Below are 23,382 nucleotides of genomic sequence, written 5' to 3'. Positions count from 1 at the left end.
GCCATTTTTATCTCTATCCGCTCGGTTAATTCCCCGTGTTTCCTAAAACATTTCCAGTAAATAAACACATCACTGGCGGTGAGTTTCATCCTGGTGACCTGCTCCCCGTTGATTAATACACCGCGATGTTAGTAATGTCTTCATAAGCCACATGAGGACATCCCCATGAAGAAGCGTTTTTCCGAAGAACAGATCATCAGTATTCTCCGAGAGGCCGAAGCCGGGGTTTCTGCCCGTGAGCTCTGCCGCAAGCACGCCATTTCCGACGCCACCTTTTACACCTGGCGTAAGAAGTATGGCGGTATGGAGGTGCCCGAGGTTAAGCGCCTGAAGTCGCTTGAGGAAGAGAACGCCCGCCTCAAGAAGCTGCTCGCTGAAGCCATGCTGGATAAGGAGGCGCTTCAGGTGGCTCTGGGGCGAAAGTACTGACGACAGACCAGAAGCGGGAAGCTGTGGTGTTGATGTGTGATGCGACCGGTCTGTCGCAACGTCGTGCCTGCAGGCTTACAGGTTTGTCCCTGTCGACCTGCCGCTATGAGGCTCAGCGACCGGCTGCTGATGCGCATTTATCAGGGCGTATCACTGAGCTGGCACTGGAGCGCAGGCGTTTTGGCTACCGACGCATCTGGCAGTTACTGCGCCGTGAAGGCCTTCATGTTAATCACAAGCGCGTGTACCGCCTTTACCACCTTAACGGGCTGGGCGTAAAACGCAGACGACGTCGTAAAGGGCTGGCAACAGAACGTCTGCCGCTGCTCCGCCCGGAGGCGCCCAACCTGACCTGGTCGATGGATTTTGTCATGGACGCGCTGGCCACCGGTCGCAGGATCAAGTGCCTGACCTGCGTGGACGACTTCACGAAGGAGTGTCTGACGATTACCGCCGCATTCGGGATTTCAGGCGTTCAGGTCACGCGAATTCTGGACAGCATTGCACTGTTTCGCGGCTATCCGGCGACGATAAGAACGGACCAGGGGCCGGAGTTTACCTGCAGAGCACTTGACCAGTGGGCTTATGAGCATGGGGTGGAGCTGCGGCTTATCCAGCCGGGCAAGCCAACACAGAACGGATTTATTGAAAGTTTTAACGGACGATTCAGGGATGAGTGCCTCAATGAGCACTGGTTCAGCGATATAGTTCACGCCAGGAAAACGATTAATGACTGGCGGCAGGATTATAACGAGTGTCGTCCACATTCATCGCTGAACTACCAGACTCCGGCTGAATTTGCAGCGGACTGGCGAAACGGGAAATATGAAGAAAAACCAACCGACATTACTAACTGAAGGTTGTATCTAATCCTGGGGGCAGGTCACTGGTTCTCTGTCATACTTAGCCGACTACGACGTTTTTAGCCCGGATAAAGTGCAAGAAAAGGGCCTGAACAAAACTCAATTTGTAAGTCTTACTTACAGGTTCGACAGGAAAGCACTCGAAAGGCAAGTCGTAATACTTTTCACTAACGCCTGCTTGTTATTGCTGTTATGACTTACCGAGTCCGTTCCATTCGAGAGCCGCTATTCCGCAGCCCAAACGCCCCGAGAATACAAGAGCAGAAACTTTTAATGAACCATGAATGGCCTAAAAAACAAGTTAACTATATATGTGAAAGAGAGCACATTTGTTCCCAAGCAATTTATAATATTCTTGCAATTCTTATTTTGTTAATAGAAGGGAATCAATATGGAATGGCTTATCGGTGGTTTTGTACTATTAGTGATAATTGGAGTATTTTCGAAACCCGGAAGATGCGATGTTTGCAATTTACGTTTCAATAAAAATTATTATACATGGCAGATAGATGGAAAAAAGCAACGCTTGTGTCCAAATTGTAATAACAAAATGAAGAGAAAAATAAGCTCACAACGTTTTAAAAGAAAGTTCGGTTAAAATGATTTTATATATCTATAGACACTATTTTTACTAAAAAGCAGCCATAAATTGACTGCTCTTTTAATATTGTTTATTTTTTGGATTTTCCTGCATCAGAGCGCTTCTTTCTAACAGTACCATCATTATTGCGATCTCTGGGCTGCTCGCCACCGCCCGGTTTAGGTACATTTACGTTTGGATTGAGTGGTCTTCTATCAGCCATTTTCTTTCCTTAATAGTTAAGATTAGACAATAACGCCACTCCATAAACTATCGCTTATATAACAGCTATCAAGGGAAAAATAATAATTTGTCTATAAAAACACACTATTCTTATCAAGATAATCATTAATAGTTATTTAATAATTCTACTAATTATTCTCATTTTTTAACCGTATCCTGCAAGCTTCTTTAACCCACTTACTAAAATTCCCTTTCCCAGCAGCTTTCTCAATCTGTTCCAGTAAATCATCTTCGAAGCGGATGTTTTTCATAGTGCTTTTAGTACGGTCAAAACTGAGCTTCTTTTTATCTTGCATGGTAGGTACCATTTAAGTTAAGTTATGCTCAGATGGTACCTACCATCTGAAACCGAATCAAGCGACGCTCTAAAGTGCTGCAACACAAGAGAGCGTCTAACCACCACCAACTATCAAGGAGTTGATCATGGCTACCAACCATTCTACCAAATCCCCCCGCACTTCCAGAACAGACAAACCTCTCATTGTGGGATATCGACCGCAAGGCGGGGATACCAGCACGCCGCAAATTACGCTTTCCGGTAAATGGCTCGGTGAGGCCGGATTTGAACCCGGCCAGCATTACACCGTAAAAGCGAGCGATGGCTGTCTGGTAATTATGGCAATGAACTCGCGTGAGGAAGAGTTACTCGCCGAGTTAGAAACCACGCTCCGCACTATGGCGGAAATGAAGCGCTCATTAAGCCAGATCGGGAATGCCTTTAAAGCAGCCTGATTTTGCAAAGAGGCAGGCGCAAAGCCTGCCTCCATAACAAACCTGCTATCACCAAAGCAAAGCGTTAAAAGCCATCATGCCCTTTCACCGCATTCACACACCAAACCCCACACTAAAATCCAGTTTATCCAGCGCCACAGGCCGTCCGATAAAATACCCCTGCGCCTCATTGCACTGGTATTCTTTCAGCCGTTTTAACTGCTCCGCCGTTTCCACGCCTTCGGCGGTTATCGCCAGCGAATAGGCCTTACCAAGCCCAATAATATTCTCAACGATAATTTTGGCGTTATCAGACTCTTCCATAGCGAACACAAACGATTTATCCAGCTTTATCCCGTCAAACGGGAAGCGCTTGAGATAACTTAATGCCGAATATCCCGTACCAAAATCATCAATCAGGAAACGAACGCCAATTTCTTTTAGTTGCGTCATCGTTTCCAGCGTAACCTCAGGATTGGAAATCGTGACGCTCTCGGTTATTTCCAGTTCCAGCCGCGACGGATCAAGTCCGGTTTTTTGCAGAATGGTTTTCACCCGCTTCGCCAGGCCACCGGTATTAAACTCCACCGCCGAGATATTCACGGAAATCTTTAAATCCGATGAAAGACGCATACTGTCGAGGCAGGCTTTTTCAAGCACCAGATCGCTCATGGCGATAATCAGGCCCGTCTCTTCCGCGAGAGGAATAAACTGATCCGGCATCAGTAATCCATAGCGCGGATGCTGCCAACGGACCAGCGCTTCAACAGCGGCAACACGCGACGTTTGAAGATCATAACGGGGCTGATAGACCAACTGGAATTGCCCTTCGCTCAACGCCTCGCGGAACTCTTTTTCCATTTCCCGGCGCTGGATTAAATACTCGCCCATATCCGGCTTGTAGAACACCCAGTTATTACGCCCGGTGTTTTTCGCTTTATACAACGCAATATCGGAAAAGCGGATTAAATCGCTGGCATCCATTGCATCCTGCGGCGCTAATGCAATCCCCATGCTCACGCTGATATGTACTTCATTCCCGTTAACCATAAAAGGACGGCTTATTTCTTTGGTGATGCGCTGGCAAAGTGTCTCAATATCTTTTTGAACATAAATATCCGGCAGAATAAGGATAAATTCATCACCCCCCTGCCGGGCGACGAGATCGACTTTTCGGGTGCAGGCGCGCAACCGGCTGGCGACTTCGTTAAGCAGTTCATCACCCGCGTTATGTCCAAATAAGTCATTAACCGGTTTGAATTTGTCCAGGTCGAGGCTAATCATTGCCAACGGATGCGCCGGATCGGGCAGCGAGCGCAGCTTACCTTCCAAAAACTCTTTCATTCTTAGCCGGTTAGGTAGCCCTGTTAGCTCGTCATGGCGCGATAAATACTCTATGCGTTCTTGCGCTTCTACCTCGAGCGTCACATCAGTTACCGTGCCGCGAAATCCCAACGAACCGTCATCCATGATGGCGCGTTTCGCCACCAGGTTGCAGTACCGCTGATGCCCATGCGCGGAATAATAGCGGGCCTTTTTGATGGTGAAAGTGCTGCCCGCCTGCGTGTTAAGCAGCCATTGGGTAAAAGCAATTTTATCTCTGGGGATGAAATCCAGCATGCTCCGTCCAATCCAGCCCTCTGAATGATGGCCGGTAATGCCGGAAAAGCGGTCGGACAGCCACGTCAGGCGCGACTGGCTATCGGCTTCCCATATCCAGTCGGTGGTGGCTTCGATAACGTCGCGAAAGCGCCGTTCGCTTGCCGCCAGCGCTTGCCGGCTCTGCTCAAGAAGAAATACGTTTTCATCGTTTCTTTGCGCTTTGATGAGTGCGCCGCGCCGCATGGCCCAGGTGAACGTTAGGGTCGAAAGCATCAACAGCACGATTAACGGCAGTTCCCGGCTCATTAATTCTTTACCTGGATCATCGCTTCGCCACTCAATCAGCACATTGCCGCTATCGATTGGCAAAATAAGCTGCGCTTCCCGATAATTCGGTTTGGTTTGCAACATGCTTCCGTAGGTATGTACTTCCTGAACGCCATATTCGTTGCCCATCTGGCGCATTTTGGCTGGCGTCAGGACATCAACAAAAACCATCAGAGAGGCGTCACCCACCACGGGCGTAATGCTTTCATCATCGCCTGCCGTGATCCGGGCGGCGGCCAGTAAAGTCAGTTGTCCATTCGCCATCAGTAACCGCGAGATAGCTTTGCCCTGGGTTTGAGAAAGGTCGTTTATCAGTTCAGCGGTGACGCTGCGGTTGAGCCATTTCTCGAAAGATTGGCTGTCAAGACGGCCCTCAATCACGCTGTAGCGGGTTTCGCCAGTCGACGAAAGAACAAACACGCCCTCATAGTGGTAATTGGTATAAAGCGACTCGCCAAGGTTTTGGCTGTCCCATGCCCATTGCACATTAATCTGCTTATGAAGATTGTTGTACGCCTCCCCCCAGTCGGCGTTGTCCATTAAATTGGAGCGTATTTTTTCCTGTCGAGTAGTCAGCGCTTTTTGCAAAAGCAGGCTGCTGCGGGCGTCCGCTTTATCGTTAAGATTGTCGGCGATATAAAAAAGGCTCACTATCGCTGCCAGAAAAAGACAGCTCAGCAGCGCCACGGTAACAATAAATGTTTTCTTTACTATCCCGCTGGTTTCCCCTGAAAACGTGCCTACGTGATTAAAACGCTGCCAGTTCATTTTTTCTCCACCTCTTAATGGGTGAGTAAGAGTTAGCCTGCAAAACGGCTTCACCAGTAAAGGGGTTATCGGCAAACCCTGACCGTTATTGGGTACTGGCTATCCGTTTTGCTAACTGGATCATCTAATGAGGATCCTGATGATACGCGTAAGGTTTATGGTCATTCGCCTGGATCCCTGTAAACAGGCGCATGCGACTTACCGCGGGTGTTTTTTTCTTTTCTCGGTAAAGGTTGTCATGCTGGACAGTTCCAGCAAGCTCATCAGTGAACCGTGAACGTCTGGATCATAATTCGTCAGGCCGTAGGCATAATTAATGTGATAAGGCTTTTTTGATTTGTTATTAAAATCATCCATAAAAGATTGCAGATTGAACAGATAACTCTCGTCTGCATTATCAGTATGATGTTCCAGTAAAACAGCGAAGTCGCCTCTTCCTAAATACGCGCCGATATCATGCTTTTTAAGTGTGGATTTTATACAGGCTGCAAACGCTTTGAGGACAGTATCAGCCTCTTTATCGCCCATAATATCTCTTATTGATTTAATACTCTCAATTTCAAAATAGATCAGGCTGAAAGGAAGCTGATATTTAGTAAACTTCTCAAAACGTTTTTGACCGATTTTAAGGAAGCTTTGCTTATTCATCAGTTCGGTGACGTTATCCGCCATAGTCTTGCTGATAATAAGAAACTCATCCTCAACAATCGCCGCAAAATCAATCAGCGCATTGGCTTCTTCCATCGAAAAATCGCGCGGGACGCTGTCAACGATACAGAGCGTGCCGGCAATCATGCCGTCCGGCAACCGCACCGGATACCCTGCATAGAAACGCACGTGCGGCTCGCCGGTTACGAAGGGATTGTCGTGGAATCGTTTATCCTTCAGCGTGTCTTTAACCACAAATACCCCTTCTGAAAGGATGGCATGGGCGCAAAAAGAGGTGCTGCGCGGGGTTTCCCGTATATCGACGCCTGCGCTGGACAGTACCCACTGCCGCTCCCTGTCCAGTAAACTTAGCGAGGCGACAGGAACGTTAAAGGTTATCCTCATCAGACGGGTCAGTCTGTCGAATCTTTCATCGTTGTTTTTATCTAACAGATCAATTAAATAGAGTGACTTTAGGCGTTCTGCCTCATTGGGTGGCGTGTCAGGAAATATCATATTTTTTCTCAGGCGTTACATCTATACATTAATTATCTTAGGTGAGACGGAAAGAGATGGGCAACTTAATTTCATTCGCAATGTGATGCTCACGTTTAAATACTGGTGAGATATGCCAGCGGATAGGGAATGATATTTAAGCCAAGGAAGAGAAAAATGCTTTCTGTTTGTTATTAAATAAAAAGCAATGGCCTAATCATCATTTTATGTTTTAGCAAACCCTTCTGAATTATATTTCATATATCTTACGGCATAGAATATCCAGCAACCGCTTTTTCTGTATTCATTCCGTAGGCGTCTTATCTCCTCTGATAAGATTAATTGTTTTTTGAATCGAGCGATATTGACTCAAGGTTTTAAATGCACTTGTTCGGTATTACCGAACAAGTGCCCCTCTAACCTGTAACGCCACGCTCACTGCCTGAGGGCACCACTCTGCACCAGGCCCGGCGACGGGCCTGTGTGACTCTTATTTTCCCAATCTTTCCTGATACCAACCGGCTTAGCTTTGCTACAGTTTTCTAATGATGCTTAATTTCAGGAACCATGCATGAAAATCGCCTGTCTGGGTTGGGGCTCACTTATCTGGAAACCGGAAAATTTACCTGTTGTCGGAGAATGGCAAACCGATGGCCCACTGTTACCGATCGAATTTGCCCGCGTCAGCGACGGCGGCGAACTGGCGACGGTGATTTGCGTTAACGCTGCACCCGTTCAGGTGCTCTGGGCCTGGCTTGATTTCGAAGACGTCACCGTTGCCTGTGATGCGTTACGCCAGCGGGAAGGCATTGATGAAGAGCGCGTGGATGGTGTCGGGCTACTGATCATAGACGATACGCCGGAAGGCGAACTGGCGGAATGGGCGCAGGAACACAGTATTGAAGCCGTGGTCTGGACCGCATTGCCGGCGAAAAGCGCGGAAATGGAAGGGCGTGCGCCGACGGTGACCGAAGCCGTCGCTTATCTGGATAGTCTGACGGGAGAAACGCGCGAGCACGCGCGGGATTACATCAAGAGCGTCCCTGAACAGATCGACACGGCCTATCGCCGGGCAATTGTTGAGGCGCTGGGGTGGCAGTAAGCAAAAAACGGCCTGCTTTCGCAGGCCCGCTTTGCTGACTATTTGTTACCTTCCGCGATACCGGTCAGTTTGGTATCGGTGGCTTTTTCCTCATTGAGAGTCTCTTCCAGCAGTTTTGCTGCTTCTTTATAGCCCAGTTTCAGGGCCAGGGTACGCAGCGTACCGTAGGAAGCGATCTCGTAGTGCTCCACTTTCTGTGCTGCACCGATAAGCCCTTCATCACGCAGCGTACCGGCTTCCACCGATTCGATGATTTCCTGCGCTTCTTCAACCAGGCCTTCCAGCGCATGGCACTTCATGCGACGGATGCGAACACCCTCTGTCAATTCAACCAGTTGGTCGATACGCTCAATCTGGCCGCGGGTTTCTTCGAGGTGCGCCTCAAAGGCCGCTTTCAGATTCTTATCGGTTGCTGCACGTGCCATTTTTGGAAGCGCGCGGGTAATCTGCTTTTCCGCGCTGTAAATATCTGACAGCTCGTGAATAAATAGATCTTCAAGTGTCTTAACTGAAGGCATAATATATTCCTCGTCTCGTCATCTTTGCCGTTACGGTTAATTATTGTGCATAAAAAACGGCACCCCTTTTCACTGAACGCAAACTTCCTGCGTAAGGGATACCGTTTGTATGCTTCGCTTAAAAATTAATTAAGCGGATAATAGAAACAACCTTCATTTAATTAGGTAATTAAACGGCTGCTAATTTCAAAGGTAGGTAAATTTACCCAACGGTACCCGACTTAACGACCGCCGCCGCTGCTTTTACCGCCTTTTTTCCCCGCTTCGGATGCTTTCTGCGGGTCATTTTTGAAATTACCGCCGCTGTTTTGACCGCCTTTTTTGCCGGCCTCAGAAGCACGCTGTTTATCTTCTGCAAAATTACCTGAACCGCCACGATGCTGAGTCATAATAATTTCCTCATTATGTTTTGGTGAAAGTTTTAATAAATTGGGAAGCGTTATTCCCGTCAAGCAGTGTTAACTATAGCCTGCATCACACTTCGCGCAAGAATAAAATCCACTGCCGTCAGGTAATATATCCTGCAAATAAGATTTATCTCAGCATTAAATATGTGGGTAAAAAAACTAACTCCTTAAAATTGTGTCGTTTTAATAATTTTTAATAATTTTGGAGATCATATTTTGATAAAATCAATCTAAATATTCGTTATTAAAAAAATCATCTATCACTATTTCTTATAGTTTCCAGAAATATATCCTATATCCAGAACCGGTAAACGGCAGTCGCCAGCACCGGGATCGCGTGGTAATATACGAAGCGTATATGATTCGTATAGGTGAATGATGGGTATCGTTAAGATCTCTGATTTGATGCATGAAAATCTGCGTGTCGCCAGCAACGCCATGAGCCGTTCGATTAATGCCCAGGCGGAACACTGGATGAAAATCGGCATGCTGGCGGAGCTGTATCCGCACCTCACCCACCAGCAGCTCGCCCGCGCGCTGGTACAGGCTGAACTCAAAGGCGGCGTGGATATCACCTCTTTACTGGATGACACGCTTCCTGAAACCCAGGAAGGTGCCACTCAATGACCATTGTTCTGCATACCCAAAAAGAAATTGAAATGGCGCGCGCCGCAGGCCATGCCGCCGCCAGGGTGCTGGAAATGATCGCGCCGCATGTGCGTCCCGGTATCTCCACTGACGAGATCGACCGGATCTGCCACGATTATCTGGTTAATGAGCTGAACGTGATCCCGGCGAACATTGGCTACCACGGTTACACCAAAACGGTCTGCACCTCGGTCAACCACGTGGTGTGCCACGGCATCCCTTCGGACAAGCTGCTGAAGAAGGGCGACATCGTTAATATTGATGTGGCGATTATCAAAGACGGTTGGTACGGCGATACCAGCCGCATGTACTTCGTGGGCGAACCGTCCATACGGGCACGTCGCCTGGTGGAAGTGACCTACGACTCGATGGTCGCGGGGATCAAAACCGTGCGTCCGGGCGCCACGCTGGGTGATATCGGCGCAGCGATCCAGCGCGTGGCGGAAGATGCTGGTTTCTCGGTAGTACGTGAATACTGCGGGCACGGCGTAGGGCGCGAATACCATGACGAGCCGCAAATCCTGCACTACGGTATACCGGGCACCGGCATCGTGCTGGAGCCGGGGATGATTTTCACTATTGAGCCGATGATCAACGCCGGTAAGCCCGCCACCAGCGTGCTGAGCGATGGCTGGACGGTGGTGACCAAAGACCGTTCGCTGTCGGCCCAATGGGAGCATACCGTGGCGGTCACCGAAACCGGTTATGACCTGCTGACGCCCTGGCCGGACGGCGTTGGTCATTACGCTCCGCTATAAAAAAGCGCGCCAAAGCGAGCATGACATTATGGCTGCAAGGCCCGCCGCTGCCAGCGGCGGGCCAAAACGCCCAGCCCGCTGCACAGCAGGTAATAAACCACGCCGACGAAGATAAAAATCGCCGCCGGGTAAATCTGCACCCGGCTGTTTACCTGCCCGGCCACCGTGGTCAGCTCCGGCACGTTGACGATAAACGCCAGCGACGTGTCTTTCAGCAGGCCGATAAAAATCCCCACCAGCGACGGCAACACATTGCGCAGCACCTGCGGCAGCAGGATCAGCAGGAGCGCCTGCCAGGGACTAAACCCCTGGGTCTGCGCGGCTTCATATTGCCCGGTCGGCAACGCCTGTAATCCGGCAAGCGTCGAGTGCATCACCGATGCCGAGGTAAACCACGCCAGCGCCAGCGTCACCGTGACCGCGCCCGGCAGATCGATGCCCATCATCATCGGCAGCAAATACCACAGCCAGAAGATAACGAAGATCAGCGGAATGCCGCGGATCAGTTCCGCCCAGGCAAACAGCACGCGGCGCACCACGCCGGAATAACGCCATGCCACGCACGCCAGCGCAATCCCGCCGGGCAGCGCCAGCACACCTGCGCCAAAGGCCATCATCAGGGTCAACAGCACCCCGCCCGGCTCGCCCTGGGCCATGCGGCCCCACAGTAAATAGTCGAGGTTATCGGTAATCACGGTGATATTAGCGATCACGTTGCACCTCGCGTTGCGCGATAGCACGCTGGGCCACGGGTTTGCGGCGCGCACTTCCCGGCCCAATCCTGCCGAGCACCAACCCCATCACCACGCCGAGTAATAAATAGAGCACAGTACCGACGGCAAACGCCTCCAGCGCGTGGGCGTTATAGCTCTCTATCTGGCGGACCTGGTACGTCAGCTCAGCAAACCCGATGCCGCTGGCCAGCGACGACAGTTTCATCAGATTCAGATACTGGCCGACAATGGGCTGCCACGCGTTCACCAGCCCCTGCGGCAGCAGCACACAGCGAAACAGCGCCCAGGTGGAAAAGCCCTGGGACAGCGCCGCTTCGCGCTGGCCGGCGGGGACGGCGCTCAAGCCCGCCTCAATCTCCTCAATTAAAAATGCCGAGGTGAATACGCCCAGCCCCCAGGCCGAGCAGAGAAATTCCGGCGTCAGCCACCAGACATCGCCCGGCAGAATCGACCAGGCATGATCGGCATTGACGAAATCGCGCACCGCCAGCGGTAGCAGGTTCCAGGCCGCGAAATACCAGAACAGCAATTGCACCAGCAGCGGCGTGTTGCGGAATACCGATACCCAACTTGCCACGGCGGCACGCCCGCCAGCGCCGCCCGCCAGCCGCAGCGCCAGAAACAGTACGGCCAGTACGGTAGCCAGCGCCATGCCGATTAGCGACACCCACACCGTGGTCAGAAAGCCCGAAATAATCCATTGCAGAGGAAGCCCTGTCAGCACCCCCTGCCAGTCCAGGTTAACCATCAGTCGGGCCGCTCTTGGTGTAAAGGGTCGAGCACTTTCTTCAGGAAGCGCTGGGCGCGGGGATGTTGCGGCGCGGAGAAAAACTGCGCCGGGGCGGCCACTTCAAGGATGTCGCCGCCGTCGATAAACACCACGCGATCGGCAATCTCCCTGGCGAACTGCATTTCATGGGTTACCACAATCATGGTGATGCCGCTGTGCGCCAGAGACTTCATCACATACAGCACTTCGCCGATCGTTTCCGGGTCCAGCGCCGAGGTGGGTTCATCAAACAGGATAATCTGCGGCGAGGAGGCCAGCGCACGGGCAATCGCCACGCGCTGCTGTTGCCCGCCGGAAAGCTGCGCCGGCAGTTGATCGGCTTTGTCCGCCAGGCCGACCTGCTGCAACAGCTCGCGGGCACGCTGGTCCGCCGCCGCCTGTTTCCAGCCGTGAACCTGCACCAGTGCCAGCGTGATGTTCTGGTGCGCGGTCAGATGGGCATACAGATTGAATTGCTGGAACACAAACCCAACCCGGCTGCGAAGCTGGCGCAGCGCGCGGCCCTGAATGCCGTGGGTGGGTTTATTGTCGATCAGGATATCGCCGCCGCTCAGCGGCTCAAGCTGGTTGATCAGACGGATCAGCGTGGATTTGCCCGAGCCCGAAGGCCCAAGGATCGCCACCACTTCGCCCTGATTGATCGTCAGATTGATGCCGTTCAGTACCCGGTGATCGCCGTACTGTTTCACGACATCACGAAACTCAACGCTCGCCTGCTCCAGATGTGAAAAATCCGCGGACGATGCCGCGGAACGTGTGATGAGGCCAGACAGCATATTACTTCGCTTCTATGGTAAAGGAACGCGGCTGCGGAGTCTGGGTAGACGGGCCAAACCAGGTGTCGTAGATACGGCTGGCTTCGCCACTCTTCTCAAGGTTCACCAGTTCGTCATTCACCGCTTTCAGCAGCGCGGTTTCGCCTTTTTTCACGCCGACGCCGATCTCTTCTTTACTCAGCAGGTCCGGCAAAATTTTAAAGTTGGCTTTATCCGGCGCGCCTGCCAGCAGGCCAGCCAGAATTGTGCTGTCCTGGGTGATGGCCTGAACGTTGCCGTTACGCAGTGCGGTCAGGGCCAGCGGGATATCGTCATACGCCAGCACCCGAGCCTGCGGGTAACGCTGGTGCAGCGCCTGCTCGCCGGTAGTGCCTTTTACCGCACCAATGCGCGCGCGGCTGTAGTCATCCAGCTTGTCCGGGGATTTCGCCGGGACCAGGAATTGCTGGCCGGTGACAAAATACGGGGTAGAGAAATCGATCACCTGGGCACGTTCCGGGGTAATGGTGATATCCGCAACAATCAGATCCGCTTTGCCGGACTGCAATAAAGGAATACGGTTTGCCGGGTTGGTGGCAACCAGTTCCAGCTTCACGCCGAGGGATTTTGCCAGCGCTTTGGCGAAATCCACGTCGTAACCGACAATTTCATGGGTTTTCGCATCCACGGAACCGAACGGTGGGTTAGCATCAAAGGTCGCCACTTTCACGACGCCCGCTTTTTTAATATCGGCTAATTGATCGGCCTGCACGGATGAGGCAGCAAAACCGCCTAATGCCACCATTGCCAGAGCCAGCAGTGCTTTGCGCTGTGTGCCAAGTTGATGTGCCATAGTTTCCTCTGATTACCCTGTATTTATTAGTTTGTGGTATTACGCTCCCATAAGTTTTTCGCTTCTACAAATGCCAAAAATGACTTAATACATACAAAAAAGTTATTAGTGAACAGGCTGTTAACCATGACGGAATGCCCTGTTACCCGGAACGACAAAACGAGCGGTGATTTGCTTTATAGCGGTAGATACGTCGGTGCACACAGCGTCCTGGGTGTCTGGATTGCGCTGAACTGGATTCATTTATTAAGAACGTTTAAATGATAATAAAATGACGACCCCCCCTATTTTTCTTTTTAAAAACCCGGCATGTTAAGCCTCATTAAATTAAATATCTGTCTAAACATGTATTTTTGATGCAAATCATGTTCAATACCCCTTTGGGGGTATTTTTAATATTCCGTGATCGCCGATTACACCGTTTTTTTAATTCTGCAATCAACGTCATTTATTTTACTGCAATTAATAATCGTTACTTAACTACTTGTTCCCACTGCGCATTTATCCATAACCTATATATTTACTTACTCTTCTTTACTCTTGATCGAAAACAATATTTTTAATGGGGTTTTTGCTAATTTACGCTCAGAGCAATGTCGAGATGGCAATTATTGTCATTCCCTTTAGTGAATAAAAATAACCGCACTGACGCGGCTTACTTTGGACGGAACGCTCATGGCCAGGATAAGCAAATTTCTTCCCTACTTCTGGAGCCTATTCGCCGGCTTATTGTTGTTAAGCCCGGCGCACGCAGAACAAGCTCCTGCTGCAACCGCACCCGCGAAAATTGAAGCGCATAACGAAGTTTTCGCCAATAAACATGCCGATCAATTCAATTCATGGAAATCCACCAGCGAGCAATCTGAACGTGAAGATGCGCTGGCGGAAGACCCGAATATGGTGGTCCTGTGGGCGGGTTATCCGTTCTCGCGGGATTACAACAAACCGCGCGGCCACGCTTACGCGCTCACCGATGTACGTGAAACCCTGCGTACCGGCGCGCCGAAAACCGCTGAAGACGGCCCGCTGCCCATGGCCTGCTGGAGCTGTAAAAGTCCAGACGTCGCCCGTCTGATTCAGAAGGACGGCGAAGCGGGTTACTTCCACGGTAAATGGGCGCGCGGCGGGCCGGAAATCGTTAACGATTTAGGCTGTGCCGACTGCCATAACACCGCGTCAGATGACTTTGCGAAAGGCAAACCGGCGTTAACCCTGTCCCGTCCTTATGCGGCGCGCGCCATGGAAACCATCGGTAAACCGTTCGATAAAGCCAGCCGTCTGGATCAGCAGGCCATGGTCTGCGGCCAGTGCCACGTTGAATACTATTTCGACGGCAAAGACAAAGCGGTGAAATTCCCGTGGGATAACGGCCCGAACGTTGACGGGATGGAAAAATACTACGACGAGATCGCCTTCTCCGACTGGGTCAACCCGCTGTCAAAAACGCCCATGCTGAAAGCGCAGCACCCGGAATATGAAACCTGGAGCGCAGGTATTCACGGCAAGAATAACGTGACCTGTATCGACTGCCATATGCCGAAGATGCAGAACGCCGAAGGCAAAATGTTTACCAGCCATAAGATTGGCAACCCGTTCGATACCTTCGATCAGACCTGTAAAAACTGCCACACCCAGACCAAAGAAGCACTGCAATCTGTGGTCGCCGAGCGTAAAGCAGCCATTCAGGATCTGAAGCGTAAAGTGGAAGTACAGCTGGTTCATGCGCATTTCGAAGCCAAAGCCGCGCTGGATGCCGGTGCGACCGACGAAGAGATGAAACCGATTCAGACCGATATCCGCCACGCGCAATGGCGCTGGGACCTGGCAATCGCGTCTCACGGCGTTCATATGCACGCGCCGGATGAAGCGCTGCGTATGCTCGGCACCGCGCTGAATAAAGCCGCCGACGCCCGCGCTAAGCTGATTCGTCTGCTGGCCACTAAAGGCATCACCGAAGAAGTGAAGCTGCCGGATATCTCCACCAAAGCCAAAGCCCAGGCGGCGATTGGCCTGGATATGCAGAAAATCAACGCAGAGAAACAGGACTTCCTGAAAACCGTAGTACCGCAATGGGACGAGCAGGCGCGTAAAAACGGATTGCTGGGAACTGAAGGCAAATAACCCCTAATGCCGCCCCGCAAGGGGTGGCAAAAACCTGGAGTCAATATGAGCGTACTACGTTCGTTATTTACTGCTGGGGTGCTGGCGTTAGGCTGTTTATGGATATTACCCGTACAGGCTGCGCCGTCTTCCCAGACAGATACCGATTCGCAGTGGACCGTGACGCAACAGCGCAACCCTGATAAAGCGTGCCTGGATTGCCATAAGCCCGAAAAAGAAGGGATGCACGGAAAACACGCAGAGGCCATCAACCCGAACAACAATTTGCCGGTTACCTGTACCAACTGCCACGGCAATATTTCGCCGGAACACCGCAACGGCGTGAAAGATGCCATGCGGTTTAACGATCCGATGTACACCGTTGAGCAGCAGAACAGCGTCTGTATGGCGTGCCACCTGCCGGAGCAACTGCAAAAAGCGTTCTGGCCGCATAACGTGCATGCCACCAAAGTCGCCTGCGCCAGCTGCCATAATCTGCATCCGAAGCAGGACACCATGCAGACCCTGAACGATAAGAGTCGGATCAAGCTTTGCGTCGATTGCCACCGCGAACAGCGTGACAATCCTGCGTTCAATCCCTCCTCGGTTCATCTGGGTAAGGATCATCCATGACATGCTCTCGTCGTCAATTCGTTACCAGAATGGGGGCATTGATCGCCGTGAGCGGAACGATGGGAGTTTCAATTGCTCAGGCGCTCACCATCAACGGCGTGCGCTACGGCATGATCCACGACGAGTCGAAGTGTATTGGCTGTACGGCCTGCATGGACGCCTGCCGCGAAGTGAACAATGTGCCTAAAGGGGTATCGCGTCTGACGATTATTCAGAGCGAACCCATCGGCGAGTTTCCGGATGTGAAATACCAGTTCTTCCGTAAATCTTGCCAGCACTGCGATCACGCGCCGTGCGTGGACGTGTGCCCGACCGGCGCATCGTTCCGCGACGCGGCGACCGGCATCGTGGATGTGAACCCCGACCTGTGCGTAGGCTGCCAGTACTGCATCGCCGCCTGCCCTTACCGCGTGCGGTTTATCCACCCGGAAAACAAAACGGCGGATAAATGCGATTTTTGCCGCAAGACTAATCTCAAGGAAGGCAAACTGCCGGCCTGTGTGCTTTCATGCCCCACCAGCGCACTGACCTTCGGCAATCTCGACGATCCCAACAGCGAGATTTCGTTGATGCTGGCGAAGAAACCGACCTACCGTTACAAGCTGGCGCTGGGCACTAAACCCAAGGTGTACCGCGTGCCGTTTAAATATGGGGAGGTCACCCAATGAACCCCGTGAATCCAACCCCGTTCCATTTTGAATCACTGGTATGGGACTGGCCGATTGCCGTCTATCTGTTTCTGATTGGTATTTCGGCCGGGCTGGTTACGCTGTCGATTCTGCTGCGCCGTTACCACCCGGCGCTGGGCGGCTCGCAAAGTACCCTCATCCGCACCACGCTGGTGCTGGCACCGACCACCATTATTCTCGGCCTGCTGATCCTGATTTTGCACCTGACGCGGCCCTGGACTTTCTGGAAGCTGATGTTCCATTACAGCCTCACCTCGGTGATGTCGATGGGCGTGATGCTGTTCCAGGTCTATATGGCGGTGATGGTAGTCTGGCTGGCGAAAATCTTTGAAAGCGACGTGCTGAAACTGCAACAGCGCTGGCTGCCGCGCCTCACGTTGGTGCGTACCGTGCTCGGCTGGCTGACGCCGTTTCAACGTTCAATCGAAACGCTGATGCTAGTGCTGGCGGTGCTGCTCGGCGCGTATACCGGCTTCCTGCTGTCGGCGCTGAAGTCCTATCCGCTGCTGAACAACCCGATCCTTCCGGCGCTGTTTTTGTTCTCGGGGATTTCATCCGGCGCGGCGGTGGCGCTGCTCGCCATGTTCCGCGACCCGCATAACAAAGAGGCGCACTTTCTCCATAAGCTGGAAACGCCGGTGGTCTGGCTGGAAATCTTCCTGCTGGCGGCGTTTTTCGTCGGCCTCGCGTTAGGGGATGACGGGAAAATGCGTTCGCTGGTGGCGGCGCTCGGCGGCGGGTTCTGGACCTGGTGGTTCTGGATCGGCGTAGTGGGCATCGGGCTGTTAATTCCGATGCTGCTGAAACGGCTGCTTCCTCAAGCCGCAACGCCTTCTGGCGTGCTGTTGATCAGCGGTGCCAGCCTGACCGGCGTCTTATTACTGCGCTTTTTTATCCTCTATGCGGGGCAATTAACCGTTGTTTGAACAGGATGAACAGTGGAACTGATGTTGCCCGAGCTTGGGTTTATAGCACTGCTTCTTGCCTGTGGTATCTCGGCGGCGACAGCCTGGCTGGCGCTTGCCGGATACTGTTCTCACTGGTCCGGCGTTTCGCGCCTGGCCAGTTCTCTTACCCTCGCCCAGTTCGGCCTGCTACTGCTGGCCTTTGGGTTGCTGATCCTGGCGTTCCTTACCGATGATTTCACCCTGATGTATGTGGCCCAGCACGGCCACCGCCAATTGCCGTTTGGCCTCAAGCTCGCCGCCGTCTGGGGTGGGCATGAAGGGTCATTATTGCTGTGGGTGCTGTGTTTATCCGGCTGGAGTGCCCTGTTCGCCTGGCGCTATCGTCACGCCCAGGACCCTTTTTTCGCGCTGACGCTCACCCTGCTCGGTATCATTACCGCCGCGCTGCTGATCTTCGTGCTGCTGTATTCCGACCCGTTTACCCGCATTTTCCCGCCCGCCATTGAAGGGCGCGATTTAAACCCGATGCTGCAACATATCGGGCTGATCCTGCATCCGCCGCTGCTGTATCTGGGCTACGGCGGCCTGACCGTCGCCGCCGCTGTTTCGCTTGCCGCCCTGCTGCGCGGAGAATTTAACGCAGCGATGGCCGGGCTATGCTGGCGCTGGACGGTGCCCGCCTGGAGTGCCTTAACCGCCGGTATCGTGCTCGGCTCCTGGTGGGCCTACAGCGAGCTGGGCTGGGGCGGCTGGTGGTTCTGGGACCCGGTGGAAAACGCTTCGTTACTGCCGTGGCTCACCGCCAGCGCGTTGATGCACAGCCTGTACGCCACCCGCGCGCGCGGCGTGTTCCGCCACTGGTCGCTGTTACTGGCGATTTTCGGGTTTATTTTCAGCCTGTTGGGGACGCTCATCGTGCGGTCGGGCGTACTGGTGTCGGTTCACGCCTTCGCGCTGGATAACGAACGCGCCGCCCCGCTGTTCACCTTATTTATCGCCCTGAGCGCCGGCGCGCTGGCGCTGTACGGCTGGCGCGCCAAAGAGTGGAAGCCTGCGGCACGCTTCGCGGGATGGTCGCGGGAAACCTGGCTATTGCTGTGTCTGCTGCTGTTTACTGCCGTGGTCGTGATTGTCGTGTTAGGCACGCTGTATCCGATGCTGTATACCCTGTTCGGCTGGGGCAAAATTTCGGTAGGCGCGCCCTATTTCAATACCGTGCTGCTGCCGTTTGGCCTGGCGATGTTACTGGTCATCGGTCTGGCGGCGGGAAGCTACTGGAAGCGCAGCCCACGCTGGACGCGCCTGCGCCTGTTCGGCTCGCTCGCCATCGGCGTGCTGGTCGCAGTCGCCCTGCATACTCATGGGATGATTGTCGCCTGCGCCACAGCGCTGGTGTGCTGGGTATTGAGCGCGCAATGGCTGACCTCGCCCGCTCTGTTAACGCGCCAGTTGCCGATGCTGCTGGCCCACACCGGCGTCGGGATTTTTGCCCTGGGGATTGTGTTCTCCTCCGGCGAAAAACAGGAAATGAGCCTTAACGTCACCCAGGGCGAGCAGGTCAGCGTGGCGGGCTACCAGTTCCGCTTCCACACCCTGAATCTGCTGGCCGGAAAAAACTATACCGCTGAGCAAGCGATTATCGACATCAGCCGGAATAACCAGCCGATTGCCCAGGTCGCCCCGGAGCGGCGTTTTTACACCGCCCGTAGCCAGTTGATGATCGAGCCGGGTATCGCCTGGAATGTGCTAACTGAATGGTATGTGGTGATGGGTGAAAAAACCGGCGATAACCGTTACGCCATGCGCTTTTACGTGCAGAGCGGCATCCGCTGGGTGTGGTTTGGCGCCGGGATCATGATGGCGGGCGCGCTACTGGGCTGGTGGCGCGGGAGAAAAGCCTATGCGTAAGCTCATCATCCTACTGTGGGTGCTGCTCGCGCCGCTGTGCCAGGCGCAACTGGTGGACACCTGGGAATTCAACAGCCCTGAACAGCAACAGCAGGCGCTAAAAGTGGCCGGGCAGCTACGTTGCCCGCAGTGCCAGAACCAGAGCCTGCTGGAATCCAACTCGCCAGTGGCGGTCAGTATGCGCCATGAAGTGTATGCCCTGACCGAAGCGGGCAAATCCGAAGCGGAAATCATGACCTTTATGACGTCGCGCTACGGGGAGTTTGTTCGCTATAACCCACGGCTCCAGCGTGAAACCAGCGTTCTGTGGTTTACACCGCTGGCCCTGCTGCTGGGCATTGGCCTGACGATGGTGTGGATGCGGCGGCGCGGCGCGCGCAGGCAGAGCGATGTGATCCGCCGCGCTCAGGGCGCAATTGCCCGCCATGCGCAGTCGCAAACTCAGGATGAAGCGTTAAAACAGGAGCTGGCGCAGGATATTCCCGATACGCCAGCGGCTAACTGGCAGCCGCAGCGCGCGCTGCCTGCCCGCGCGGTATGGTTATCGCTTGCAGCGGTACTGATTATCAGCGGGGGAATTTACGCGTTAACGGGCCGCGCGCCGGCGGTGATGGCTGAGCATAAACGTCTGGCCGATCCGCTGCTGAATTTTACCGACGAAGAAAGGGTGGAACAGCAGCTCGCCGCGCTCCAGCAAAAAATCCGCGCCAATCCACAGGACAGCACGCTGTGGGCGGAACTGGGCGAATACTATCTTTACCGCAACAGTTACCAGAATGCGTACCAGGCGTATCAGCGCGCGATGCTGTTGCGCGGCGAGAATGCCGAGCTGTGGTCGGCGCTCGCCACGGTGCGTTACTACCAGGCCGGACAGAAGATGACCGAAGAAACCCGCCAGCTTATCGACAAGACCCTGGCGCTCGACAGTAACGAAGTGACGGCCCGCATGCTGCTGGCCTCCGACGCCTTTATGCATGCCGATTACGCCGAAGCCATCAGCCAGTGGCAACGGCTGCTCGATCTCAACTCACCGCGCGTTAACCGGGCGAAGCTGGTCGAAGCCATTAATATGGCGAAGATGCTGCAAAATCAGGGCTGATTGCGCAGCCAGTGCGCTGCTGCCACTACCGCCTGGCCGAAGGATACCGCGCCGTCCCCCGCCGGAAGCTGCATTGGGAAACACAGATCGAAATCCGCCAGATAACTGGCAAAGCGCGCTTTCAGTAACCGGTTATGCAGCACGCCGCCGGAAAACACGATCGTATTAATACCCCGCAGCCGGGCGTGATGACGCGCCATTTCCGCAAATCCCTGCGCCAGCGCGTCGTGAAATGCGTACGCCCGCTCGGCATCCGGCGCTTGCCAGGCCAGCCACTGCTGCCAGAAAGCGGCCATATCCAGCGCATCATTGATAAACGGCAATGTGACCAGATGCGCGGTCTCCACCGCCTGCATCGCCAGCGCTTCCAGCCGACAGGCGGCTTCGCCCTCATAGCTTTGTGCGTCCGGCGCAAGGCCCAGCGCACAGGCCACCGCATCAAACAGCCGCCCGGTCGACGAGGCCAGCGGCGCATTAATTTGCCGCTCAATGGCGCGTGCCAGCACCTCCCAGGCGTGTGAGTGCAATACTTCAGCTTCTGGATAGCCCTGCCAGTCAGGCACAAACGCCTGCCACTGCGCCAGCAGATTACGCCACGGCTGGCGCGCCGCCAGATCGCCGCCGGGCAGCGCCACCGCCGGTAATCCGCCCAGCCGCTCACAGTGATCATAATCCACCAACAGGCACTCACCGCCCCACAGTTGGTCATTCGCGCCGTAGCCGATGCCGTCGAGCGTGAGCGCAATAACCGCGCCGCCATCCAGCGGCCACTGATGCTCTGCCAGGCAAGCGGCGGCATGGGCGTGGTGATGCAATACTCCATCTGGCGAGGCATTCATTTCGCGGCCCATCTGGCTACTGAGGTAACCCGGATGGGCATCCACCACGACCCGCGCCGGGGTGAAATCATACAGCTCACGCATTATTTTCAGCGCCAGCCGCCACTGCTCAGGGACGCGTTCTTCGGTGAGATCGCCCAGATGCTGGCTCAACACGGCGCTGTTGCCGCGCAGCAAACAGAAAGTGTTTTTTAGATCCGCGCCCACCGCCAGCACGGGCGGTAGCCCTTCAAAACCCGGCGGCAGCGCAATCGCGTCGGGCACATAGCCACGGGCGCGGCGCAGCACTTCGCCGCTCTGGCGCACAACGGAATCATCCATGCGCTGATTAATCTCGCGGTTATGCAACAGCCAGCCGTCGGCGATATCCGCCAGCTCATCCAGCGCCTGCTGATTGGTGATGGCGGGCGGTCTGCCGTTCAGATTGCCGGAGGTCATCACCAGCGGCGCGCCAAACGCCTGTAACAGCAGATGCTGCAACGGGTTAGCAGGCAGCATCACGCCCACTTCGCCGAGACCGGGGGCGATATGGCAGCTCAGGCCGGAAACGGTTTGCGCATCCACCAGCACCACCGGCGCGGCGGGGGATCGCAACAGAGACAGCGCCGCATCGGGCAGGCCTGCGCCATCCGGCAGCATCACCGCCAGCGGTTTCGCGGGGCGCTGTTTGCGTTCGCGCAGCCGTAACACCGCGTGGTCGCTGCGCGCATCTACCGCCAGGTGCATCCCGCCCAATCCTTTGATAGCGACGATCTCGCCGCGTTGCAACGCCGCCACGGCAGCCTTCAGCGCGTCATCGCGATACAGGGTTTCATCGCCCTGCGGCCAGAAAAGCTGCGGGCCGCAAACCGGGCAGGCCAGCGGCTGGGCATGGAAACGGCGGTCCAGCGGGTTGCGGTATTCACGCTCGCAGTCCGGGCAGAGCGGAAACGCCGCCATCACGGTGTACGCGCGGTCATAAGGCATCGCCTTAATAATGGTGAGCCGGGGGCCGCAGTGGGTGCAGTTGGTGAACGGATAGCGGTAGCGCCGGTTGCCAGGGGTATTTATTTCTTCGAGACAGGCCGGGCAAGTGGCAGCATCGGGGACGATTTGCGTATCCATCGCGCACTGCTGGCTTTGTACGATGACAAAATCCTGCGGCGCGGTATCCCAGAATATCTCACTGCGCGTCACGGAATGGATAGCGGCCAGCAGCGGACATTGCGCGTATAGCCGCGCGACAAAATCGCCTTCGCCGCCAGCAATACGCACCACCACGCCATTACCGGTATTGCAGACGTCGCCTTTAAGATCCAACTGCTGCGCCAACTGCCAGACAAAAGGCCGGAATCCGACGCCCTGGACTTTACCGCGAATATGCAGCTGCACGCCGGGGAGCCGGGTCATTCGACCTCCATTTCGCGCACCCGCATCGCGTTGCCCTTATCAATCTGGATCTCCCAGGAGCCGCAGTGCGGACAAGGTGATGCGTGCTGTTCGGCGCTAAACGCGCTGTCGCAGGCAAAACACCAGCCTTTCGCCGGCACAATATCAATATGAAACTGCGCTTCCGACGCCACGGTTCCCCGGCGTGCCACCTCAAGACCAAACTGCAAAGAGGAAAGCTCCACGCACGCCAGTGCGCCGACATCCAGCCAGACATGGGTGATGCGCTGGAAATGTCCGGTAGCGGCTTGATCTTCCAGTAACTGAATAACGCCCTGGGCTAACGATAATTCATGCATATTTTAAAGTGTGAATTTAAAATTAAGAATACATGTATATACCCTGCCTGAATTCCATTTATTTTTCATTGATGGATAGCAAGGTGTAATTACTAAAAACCGATCAAATTGTTTTAACAAAGTTACCATCAACCCGCGTGATAAGCCGCCTTGCGGCACGTTATCAATAATTCTTCTCAATTAAGATGTTATTATTATCAGATACCCATTACGGGTTATATTTTGCGCAAGATTAACTTTTTTAATTA

General features: G+C 54.0%; 23 protein-coding genes and 1 pseudogene. 12 read left to right on the top strand and 12 right to left on the bottom strand.

From position 1 onward, the window contains the following. Window positions 1–165: 165 nt before the first annotated feature. Window positions 166–1,286, top strand: a protein-coding gene (locus tag ACVV26_RS00280) for an IS3 family transposase (RefSeq protein WP_105580531.1) whose coding sequence is annotated in 2 segments (ribosomal slippage) — window positions 166–424 and window positions 424–1,286 — 1,122 coding nt in all. Because the reading frame shifts where the segments join, the coding sequence is not laid out codon by codon here. Between the two features lie 677 nt (window positions 1,287–1,963). Here the strand turns inward: ACVV26_RS00280 and ACVV26_RS00275 are convergent. Beyond that, complete coding sequence (locus ACVV26_RS00275) at window positions 1,964–2,095, bottom strand: hypothetical protein (RefSeq protein ID WP_474799468.1); 132 nt, start codon at window positions 2,093–2,095, stop codon at window positions 1,964–1,966. A 148-nt stretch (window positions 2,096–2,243) separates the two neighbouring features. After that, window positions 2,244–2,411: a YlcI/YnfO family protein gene (locus ACVV26_RS00270; protein ID WP_474799467.1), complete on the bottom strand. Its 168-nt coding sequence runs from the start codon at window positions 2,409–2,411 to the stop codon at window positions 2,244–2,246. Between the two features lie 127 nt (window positions 2,412–2,538). Here ACVV26_RS00270 and ACVV26_RS00265 point away from each other — a divergent pair, with 127 nt between their 5' ends. Next, a complete protein-coding gene (locus ACVV26_RS00265; RefSeq protein WP_312984117.1) occupies window positions 2,539–2,847 on the top strand; it encodes a SymE family type I addiction module toxin in 309 nt (102 codons plus the stop codon). A gap of 93 nt (window positions 2,848–2,940) precedes the next feature. Here the strand turns inward: ACVV26_RS00265 and ACVV26_RS00260 are convergent, their stop codons facing one another. Both ACVV26_RS00260 and ACVV26_RS00255 read right to left on the bottom strand, forming a co-directional pair. Further along, entirely contained in the window at window positions 2,941–5,523 is a 2,583-nt protein-coding gene (locus tag ACVV26_RS00260) for a bifunctional diguanylate cyclase/phosphodiesterase (RefSeq protein ID WP_474799465.1), read from the bottom strand. 198 nt (window positions 5,524–5,721) lie between these two features. Then, on the bottom strand, window positions 5,722–6,687 hold the full coding sequence (locus tag ACVV26_RS00255) for a sensor domain-containing diguanylate cyclase (protein ID WP_474799464.1): 966 nt from the start codon (window positions 6,685–6,687) through the stop codon (window positions 5,722–5,724). Window positions 6,688–7,237: 550 nt separating this feature from the next. On the opposite strand from ACVV26_RS00255, the gene ACVV26_RS00250 reads away from it, so the two are divergent. Continuing rightward, entirely contained in the window at window positions 7,238–7,768 is a 531-nt protein-coding gene (locus ACVV26_RS00250; protein ID WP_474799462.1) for a formyl transferase, read from the top strand. Between the two features lie 38 nt (window positions 7,769–7,806). Here ACVV26_RS00250 and ACVV26_RS00245 read toward each other — a convergent pair whose 3' ends face one another. After that, on the bottom strand, window positions 7,807–8,286 hold the full coding sequence (locus tag ACVV26_RS00245) for a YciE/YciF ferroxidase family protein (RefSeq protein WP_125292856.1): 480 nt from the start codon (window positions 8,284–8,286) through the stop codon (window positions 7,807–7,809). Window positions 8,287–8,507: 221 nt separating this feature from the next. Next, window positions 8,508–8,675: a con-10 family general stress protein gene (locus ACVV26_RS00240; protein WP_183170747.1), complete on the bottom strand. Its 168-nt coding sequence runs from the start codon at window positions 8,673–8,675 to the stop codon at window positions 8,508–8,510. A gap of 396 nt (window positions 8,676–9,071) precedes the next feature. Between ACVV26_RS00240 and ACVV26_RS00235 the strand changes: the two genes are divergently transcribed. Both ACVV26_RS00235 and map read left to right on the top strand, forming a co-directional pair. Beyond that, a complete protein-coding gene (locus tag ACVV26_RS00235) occupies window positions 9,072–9,320 on the top strand; it encodes a ParD-like family protein (RefSeq protein WP_312984108.1) in 249 nt (82 codons plus the stop codon). Next, window positions 9,317–10,099 carry a type I methionyl aminopeptidase gene (map, locus tag ACVV26_RS00230; protein ID WP_312984106.1) on the top strand — a complete coding sequence of 261 codons (783 nt, stop codon included), beginning with the start codon at window positions 9,317–9,319 and terminating at the stop codon, window positions 10,097–10,099. Before ACVV26_RS00235 ends, map begins: the two co-directional genes overlap by 4 nt. Before the next feature lie 26 nt (window positions 10,100–10,125). On the opposite strand, the gene ACVV26_RS00225 is transcribed toward map, so the two are convergent. From ACVV26_RS00225 to ACVV26_RS00210, 4 genes are read right to left on the bottom strand one after another with little or no spacing between them, the layout of a single operon-like run. Beyond that, window positions 10,126–10,755: an amino acid ABC transporter permease gene (locus ACVV26_RS00225; RefSeq protein WP_474801987.1), complete on the bottom strand. Its 630-nt coding sequence runs from the start codon at window positions 10,753–10,755 to the stop codon at window positions 10,126–10,128. Window positions 10,756–10,801: 46 nt separating this feature from the next. Then, a complete protein-coding gene (locus ACVV26_RS00220; protein WP_474799461.1) occupies window positions 10,802–11,581 on the bottom strand; it encodes an amino acid ABC transporter permease in 780 nt (259 codons plus the stop codon). Next, the gene (locus ACVV26_RS00215) at window positions 11,581–12,399 is read right to left on the bottom strand and encodes an amino acid ABC transporter ATP-binding protein (RefSeq protein ID WP_474799459.1); all 819 of its coding nucleotides are present in this window, start codon (window positions 12,397–12,399) and stop codon (window positions 11,581–11,583) included. The genes ACVV26_RS00220 and ACVV26_RS00215 overlap by 1 nt, the downstream gene beginning before the upstream one ends. A gap of 1 nt (window position 12,400) precedes the next feature. After that, complete coding sequence (locus ACVV26_RS00210) at window positions 12,401–13,231, bottom strand: ABC transporter substrate-binding protein (protein ID WP_493341416.1); 831 nt, start codon at window positions 13,229–13,231, stop codon at window positions 12,401–12,403. A gap of 675 nt (window positions 13,232–13,906) precedes the next feature. On the opposite strand from ACVV26_RS00210, the gene nrfA reads away from it, so the two are divergent. The 7 genes and pseudogenes from nrfA (at window position 13,907) to ACVV26_RS00175 (ending at window position 20,568) form a co-directional block, all read left to right on the top strand. Continuing rightward, complete coding sequence (nrfA, locus tag ACVV26_RS00205) at window positions 13,907–15,352, top strand: ammonia-forming nitrite reductase cytochrome c552 subunit (RefSeq protein WP_312984095.1); 1,446 nt, start codon at window positions 13,907–13,909, stop codon at window positions 15,350–15,352. Between the two features lie 45 nt (window positions 15,353–15,397). Beyond that, window positions 15,398–15,964 (top strand): cytochrome c nitrite reductase pentaheme subunit, encoded by a 567-nt coding sequence (gene nrfB / locus ACVV26_RS00200; RefSeq protein WP_474799457.1) that lies wholly within the window; start codon window positions 15,398–15,400, stop codon window positions 15,962–15,964. Continuing rightward, on the top strand, window positions 15,961–16,632 hold the full coding sequence (gene nrfC, locus ACVV26_RS00195; RefSeq protein WP_312984091.1) for a cytochrome c nitrite reductase Fe-S protein: 672 nt from the start codon (window positions 15,961–15,963) through the stop codon (window positions 16,630–16,632). The genes nrfB and nrfC overlap by 4 nt, the downstream gene beginning before the upstream one ends. Next, entirely contained in the window at window positions 16,629–17,579 is a 951-nt protein-coding gene (gene nrfD / locus ACVV26_RS00190; protein ID WP_474799456.1) for a cytochrome c nitrite reductase subunit NrfD, read from the top strand. The genes nrfC and nrfD overlap by 4 nt, the downstream gene beginning before the upstream one ends. Before the next feature lie 21 nt (window positions 17,580–17,600). Beyond that, window positions 17,601–19,469: a heme lyase CcmF/NrfE family subunit gene (locus ACVV26_RS00185; protein ID WP_474801981.1), complete on the top strand. Its 1,869-nt coding sequence runs from the start codon at window positions 17,601–17,603 to the stop codon at window positions 19,467–19,469. Then, window positions 19,462–19,800, top strand: a pseudogene (gene nrfF, locus ACVV26_RS00180) (heme lyase NrfEFG subunit NrfF); the annotation flags it as partial. The gene ACVV26_RS00185 and the pseudogene nrfF, both read left to right, overlap by 8 nt. A 27-nt stretch (window positions 19,801–19,827) precedes the next feature. Beyond that, a complete protein-coding gene (locus tag ACVV26_RS00175; protein WP_474801978.1) occupies window positions 19,828–20,568 on the top strand; it encodes a TPR domain-containing protein in 741 nt (246 codons plus the stop codon). Here ACVV26_RS00175 and hypF read toward each other — a convergent pair. Both hypF and hypA read right to left on the bottom strand, forming a co-directional pair. Next, window positions 20,559–22,796, bottom strand: coding sequence for a carbamoyltransferase HypF (hypF, locus tag ACVV26_RS00170; protein ID WP_474799455.1), 2,238 nt, complete (start codon window positions 22,794–22,796; stop codon window positions 20,559–20,561). The genes ACVV26_RS00175 and hypF overlap by 10 nt on opposite strands. Beyond that, on the bottom strand, window positions 22,793–23,134 hold the full coding sequence (gene hypA, locus ACVV26_RS00165; RefSeq protein WP_125292869.1) for a hydrogenase maturation nickel metallochaperone HypA: 342 nt from the start codon (window positions 23,132–23,134) through the stop codon (window positions 22,793–22,795). Before hypA ends, hypF begins: the two co-directional genes overlap by 4 nt. Window positions 23,135–23,382: the final 248 nt, after the last annotated feature.

The organism is Atlantibacter sp. MEI4A-1023 (genome assembly GCF_056155425.1).
Note: the sequence above shows the minus strand (reverse complement) of the source record. Positions and strands in the feature narration are given on the sequence as shown.

Excerpts from the sequence above, each read along its gene's own strand:
- ACVV26_RS00275 (WP_474799468.1), bottom strand. The coding sequence starts at position 2,095 with ATGGCTGATAGAAGACCACTCAATCCAAACGTAAATGTACCTAAACCG.
- ACVV26_RS00270 (WP_474799467.1), bottom strand. The coding sequence starts at position 2,411 with ATGCAAGATAAAAAGAAGCTCAGTTTTGACCGTACTAAAAGCACTATG.
- ACVV26_RS00265 (WP_312984117.1), top strand. The coding sequence starts at position 2,539 with ATGGCTACCAACCATTCTACCAAATCCCCCCGCACTTCCAGAACAGAC.
- ACVV26_RS00260 (WP_474799465.1), bottom strand. The coding sequence starts at position 5,523 with ATGAACTGGCAGCGTTTTAATCACGTAGGCACGTTTTCAGGGGAAACC.
- ACVV26_RS00255 (WP_474799464.1), bottom strand. The coding sequence starts at position 6,687 with ATGATATTTCCTGACACGCCACCCAATGAGGCAGAACGCCTAAAGTCA.
- ACVV26_RS00250 (WP_474799462.1), top strand. The coding sequence starts at position 7,238 with ATGAAAATCGCCTGTCTGGGTTGGGGCTCACTTATCTGGAAACCGGAA.
- ACVV26_RS00245 (WP_125292856.1), bottom strand. The coding sequence starts at position 8,286 with ATGCCTTCAGTTAAGACACTTGAAGATCTATTTATTCACGAGCTGTCA.
- ACVV26_RS00240 (WP_183170747.1), bottom strand. The coding sequence starts at position 8,675 with ATGACTCAGCATCGTGGCGGTTCAGGTAATTTTGCAGAAGATAAACAG.
- ACVV26_RS00235 (WP_312984108.1), top strand. The coding sequence starts at position 9,072 with ATGGGTATCGTTAAGATCTCTGATTTGATGCATGAAAATCTGCGTGTC.
- map (WP_312984106.1), top strand. The coding sequence starts at position 9,317 with ATGACCATTGTTCTGCATACCCAAAAAGAAATTGAAATGGCGCGCGCC.
- ACVV26_RS00225 (WP_474801987.1), bottom strand. The coding sequence starts at position 10,755 with ATGGCCCAGGGCGAGCCGGGCGGGGTGCTGTTGACCCTGATGATGGCC.
- ACVV26_RS00220 (WP_474799461.1), bottom strand. The coding sequence starts at position 11,581 with ATGGTTAACCTGGACTGGCAGGGGGTGCTGACAGGGCTTCCTCTGCAA.
- ACVV26_RS00215 (WP_474799459.1), bottom strand. The coding sequence starts at position 12,399 with ATGCTGTCTGGCCTCATCACACGTTCCGCGGCATCGTCCGCGGATTTT.
- ACVV26_RS00210 (WP_493341416.1), bottom strand. The coding sequence starts at position 13,231 with ATGGCACATCAACTTGGCACACAGCGCAAAGCACTGCTGGCTCTGGCA.
- nrfA (WP_312984095.1), top strand. The coding sequence starts at position 13,907 with ATGGCCAGGATAAGCAAATTTCTTCCCTACTTCTGGAGCCTATTCGCC.
- nrfB (WP_474799457.1), top strand. The coding sequence starts at position 15,398 with ATGAGCGTACTACGTTCGTTATTTACTGCTGGGGTGCTGGCGTTAGGC.
- nrfC (WP_312984091.1), top strand. The coding sequence starts at position 15,961 with ATGACATGCTCTCGTCGTCAATTCGTTACCAGAATGGGGGCATTGATC.
- nrfD (WP_474799456.1), top strand. The coding sequence starts at position 16,629 with ATGAACCCCGTGAATCCAACCCCGTTCCATTTTGAATCACTGGTATGG.
- ACVV26_RS00185 (WP_474801981.1), top strand. The coding sequence starts at position 17,601 with ATGTTGCCCGAGCTTGGGTTTATAGCACTGCTTCTTGCCTGTGGTATC.
- ACVV26_RS00175 (WP_474801978.1), top strand. The coding sequence starts at position 19,828 with ATGCGGCGGCGCGGCGCGCGCAGGCAGAGCGATGTGATCCGCCGCGCT.
- hypF (WP_474799455.1), bottom strand. The coding sequence starts at position 22,796 with ATGACCCGGCTCCCCGGCGTGCAGCTGCATATTCGCGGTAAAGTCCAG.
- hypA (WP_125292869.1), bottom strand. The coding sequence starts at position 23,134 with ATGCATGAATTATCGTTAGCCCAGGGCGTTATTCAGTTACTGGAAGAT.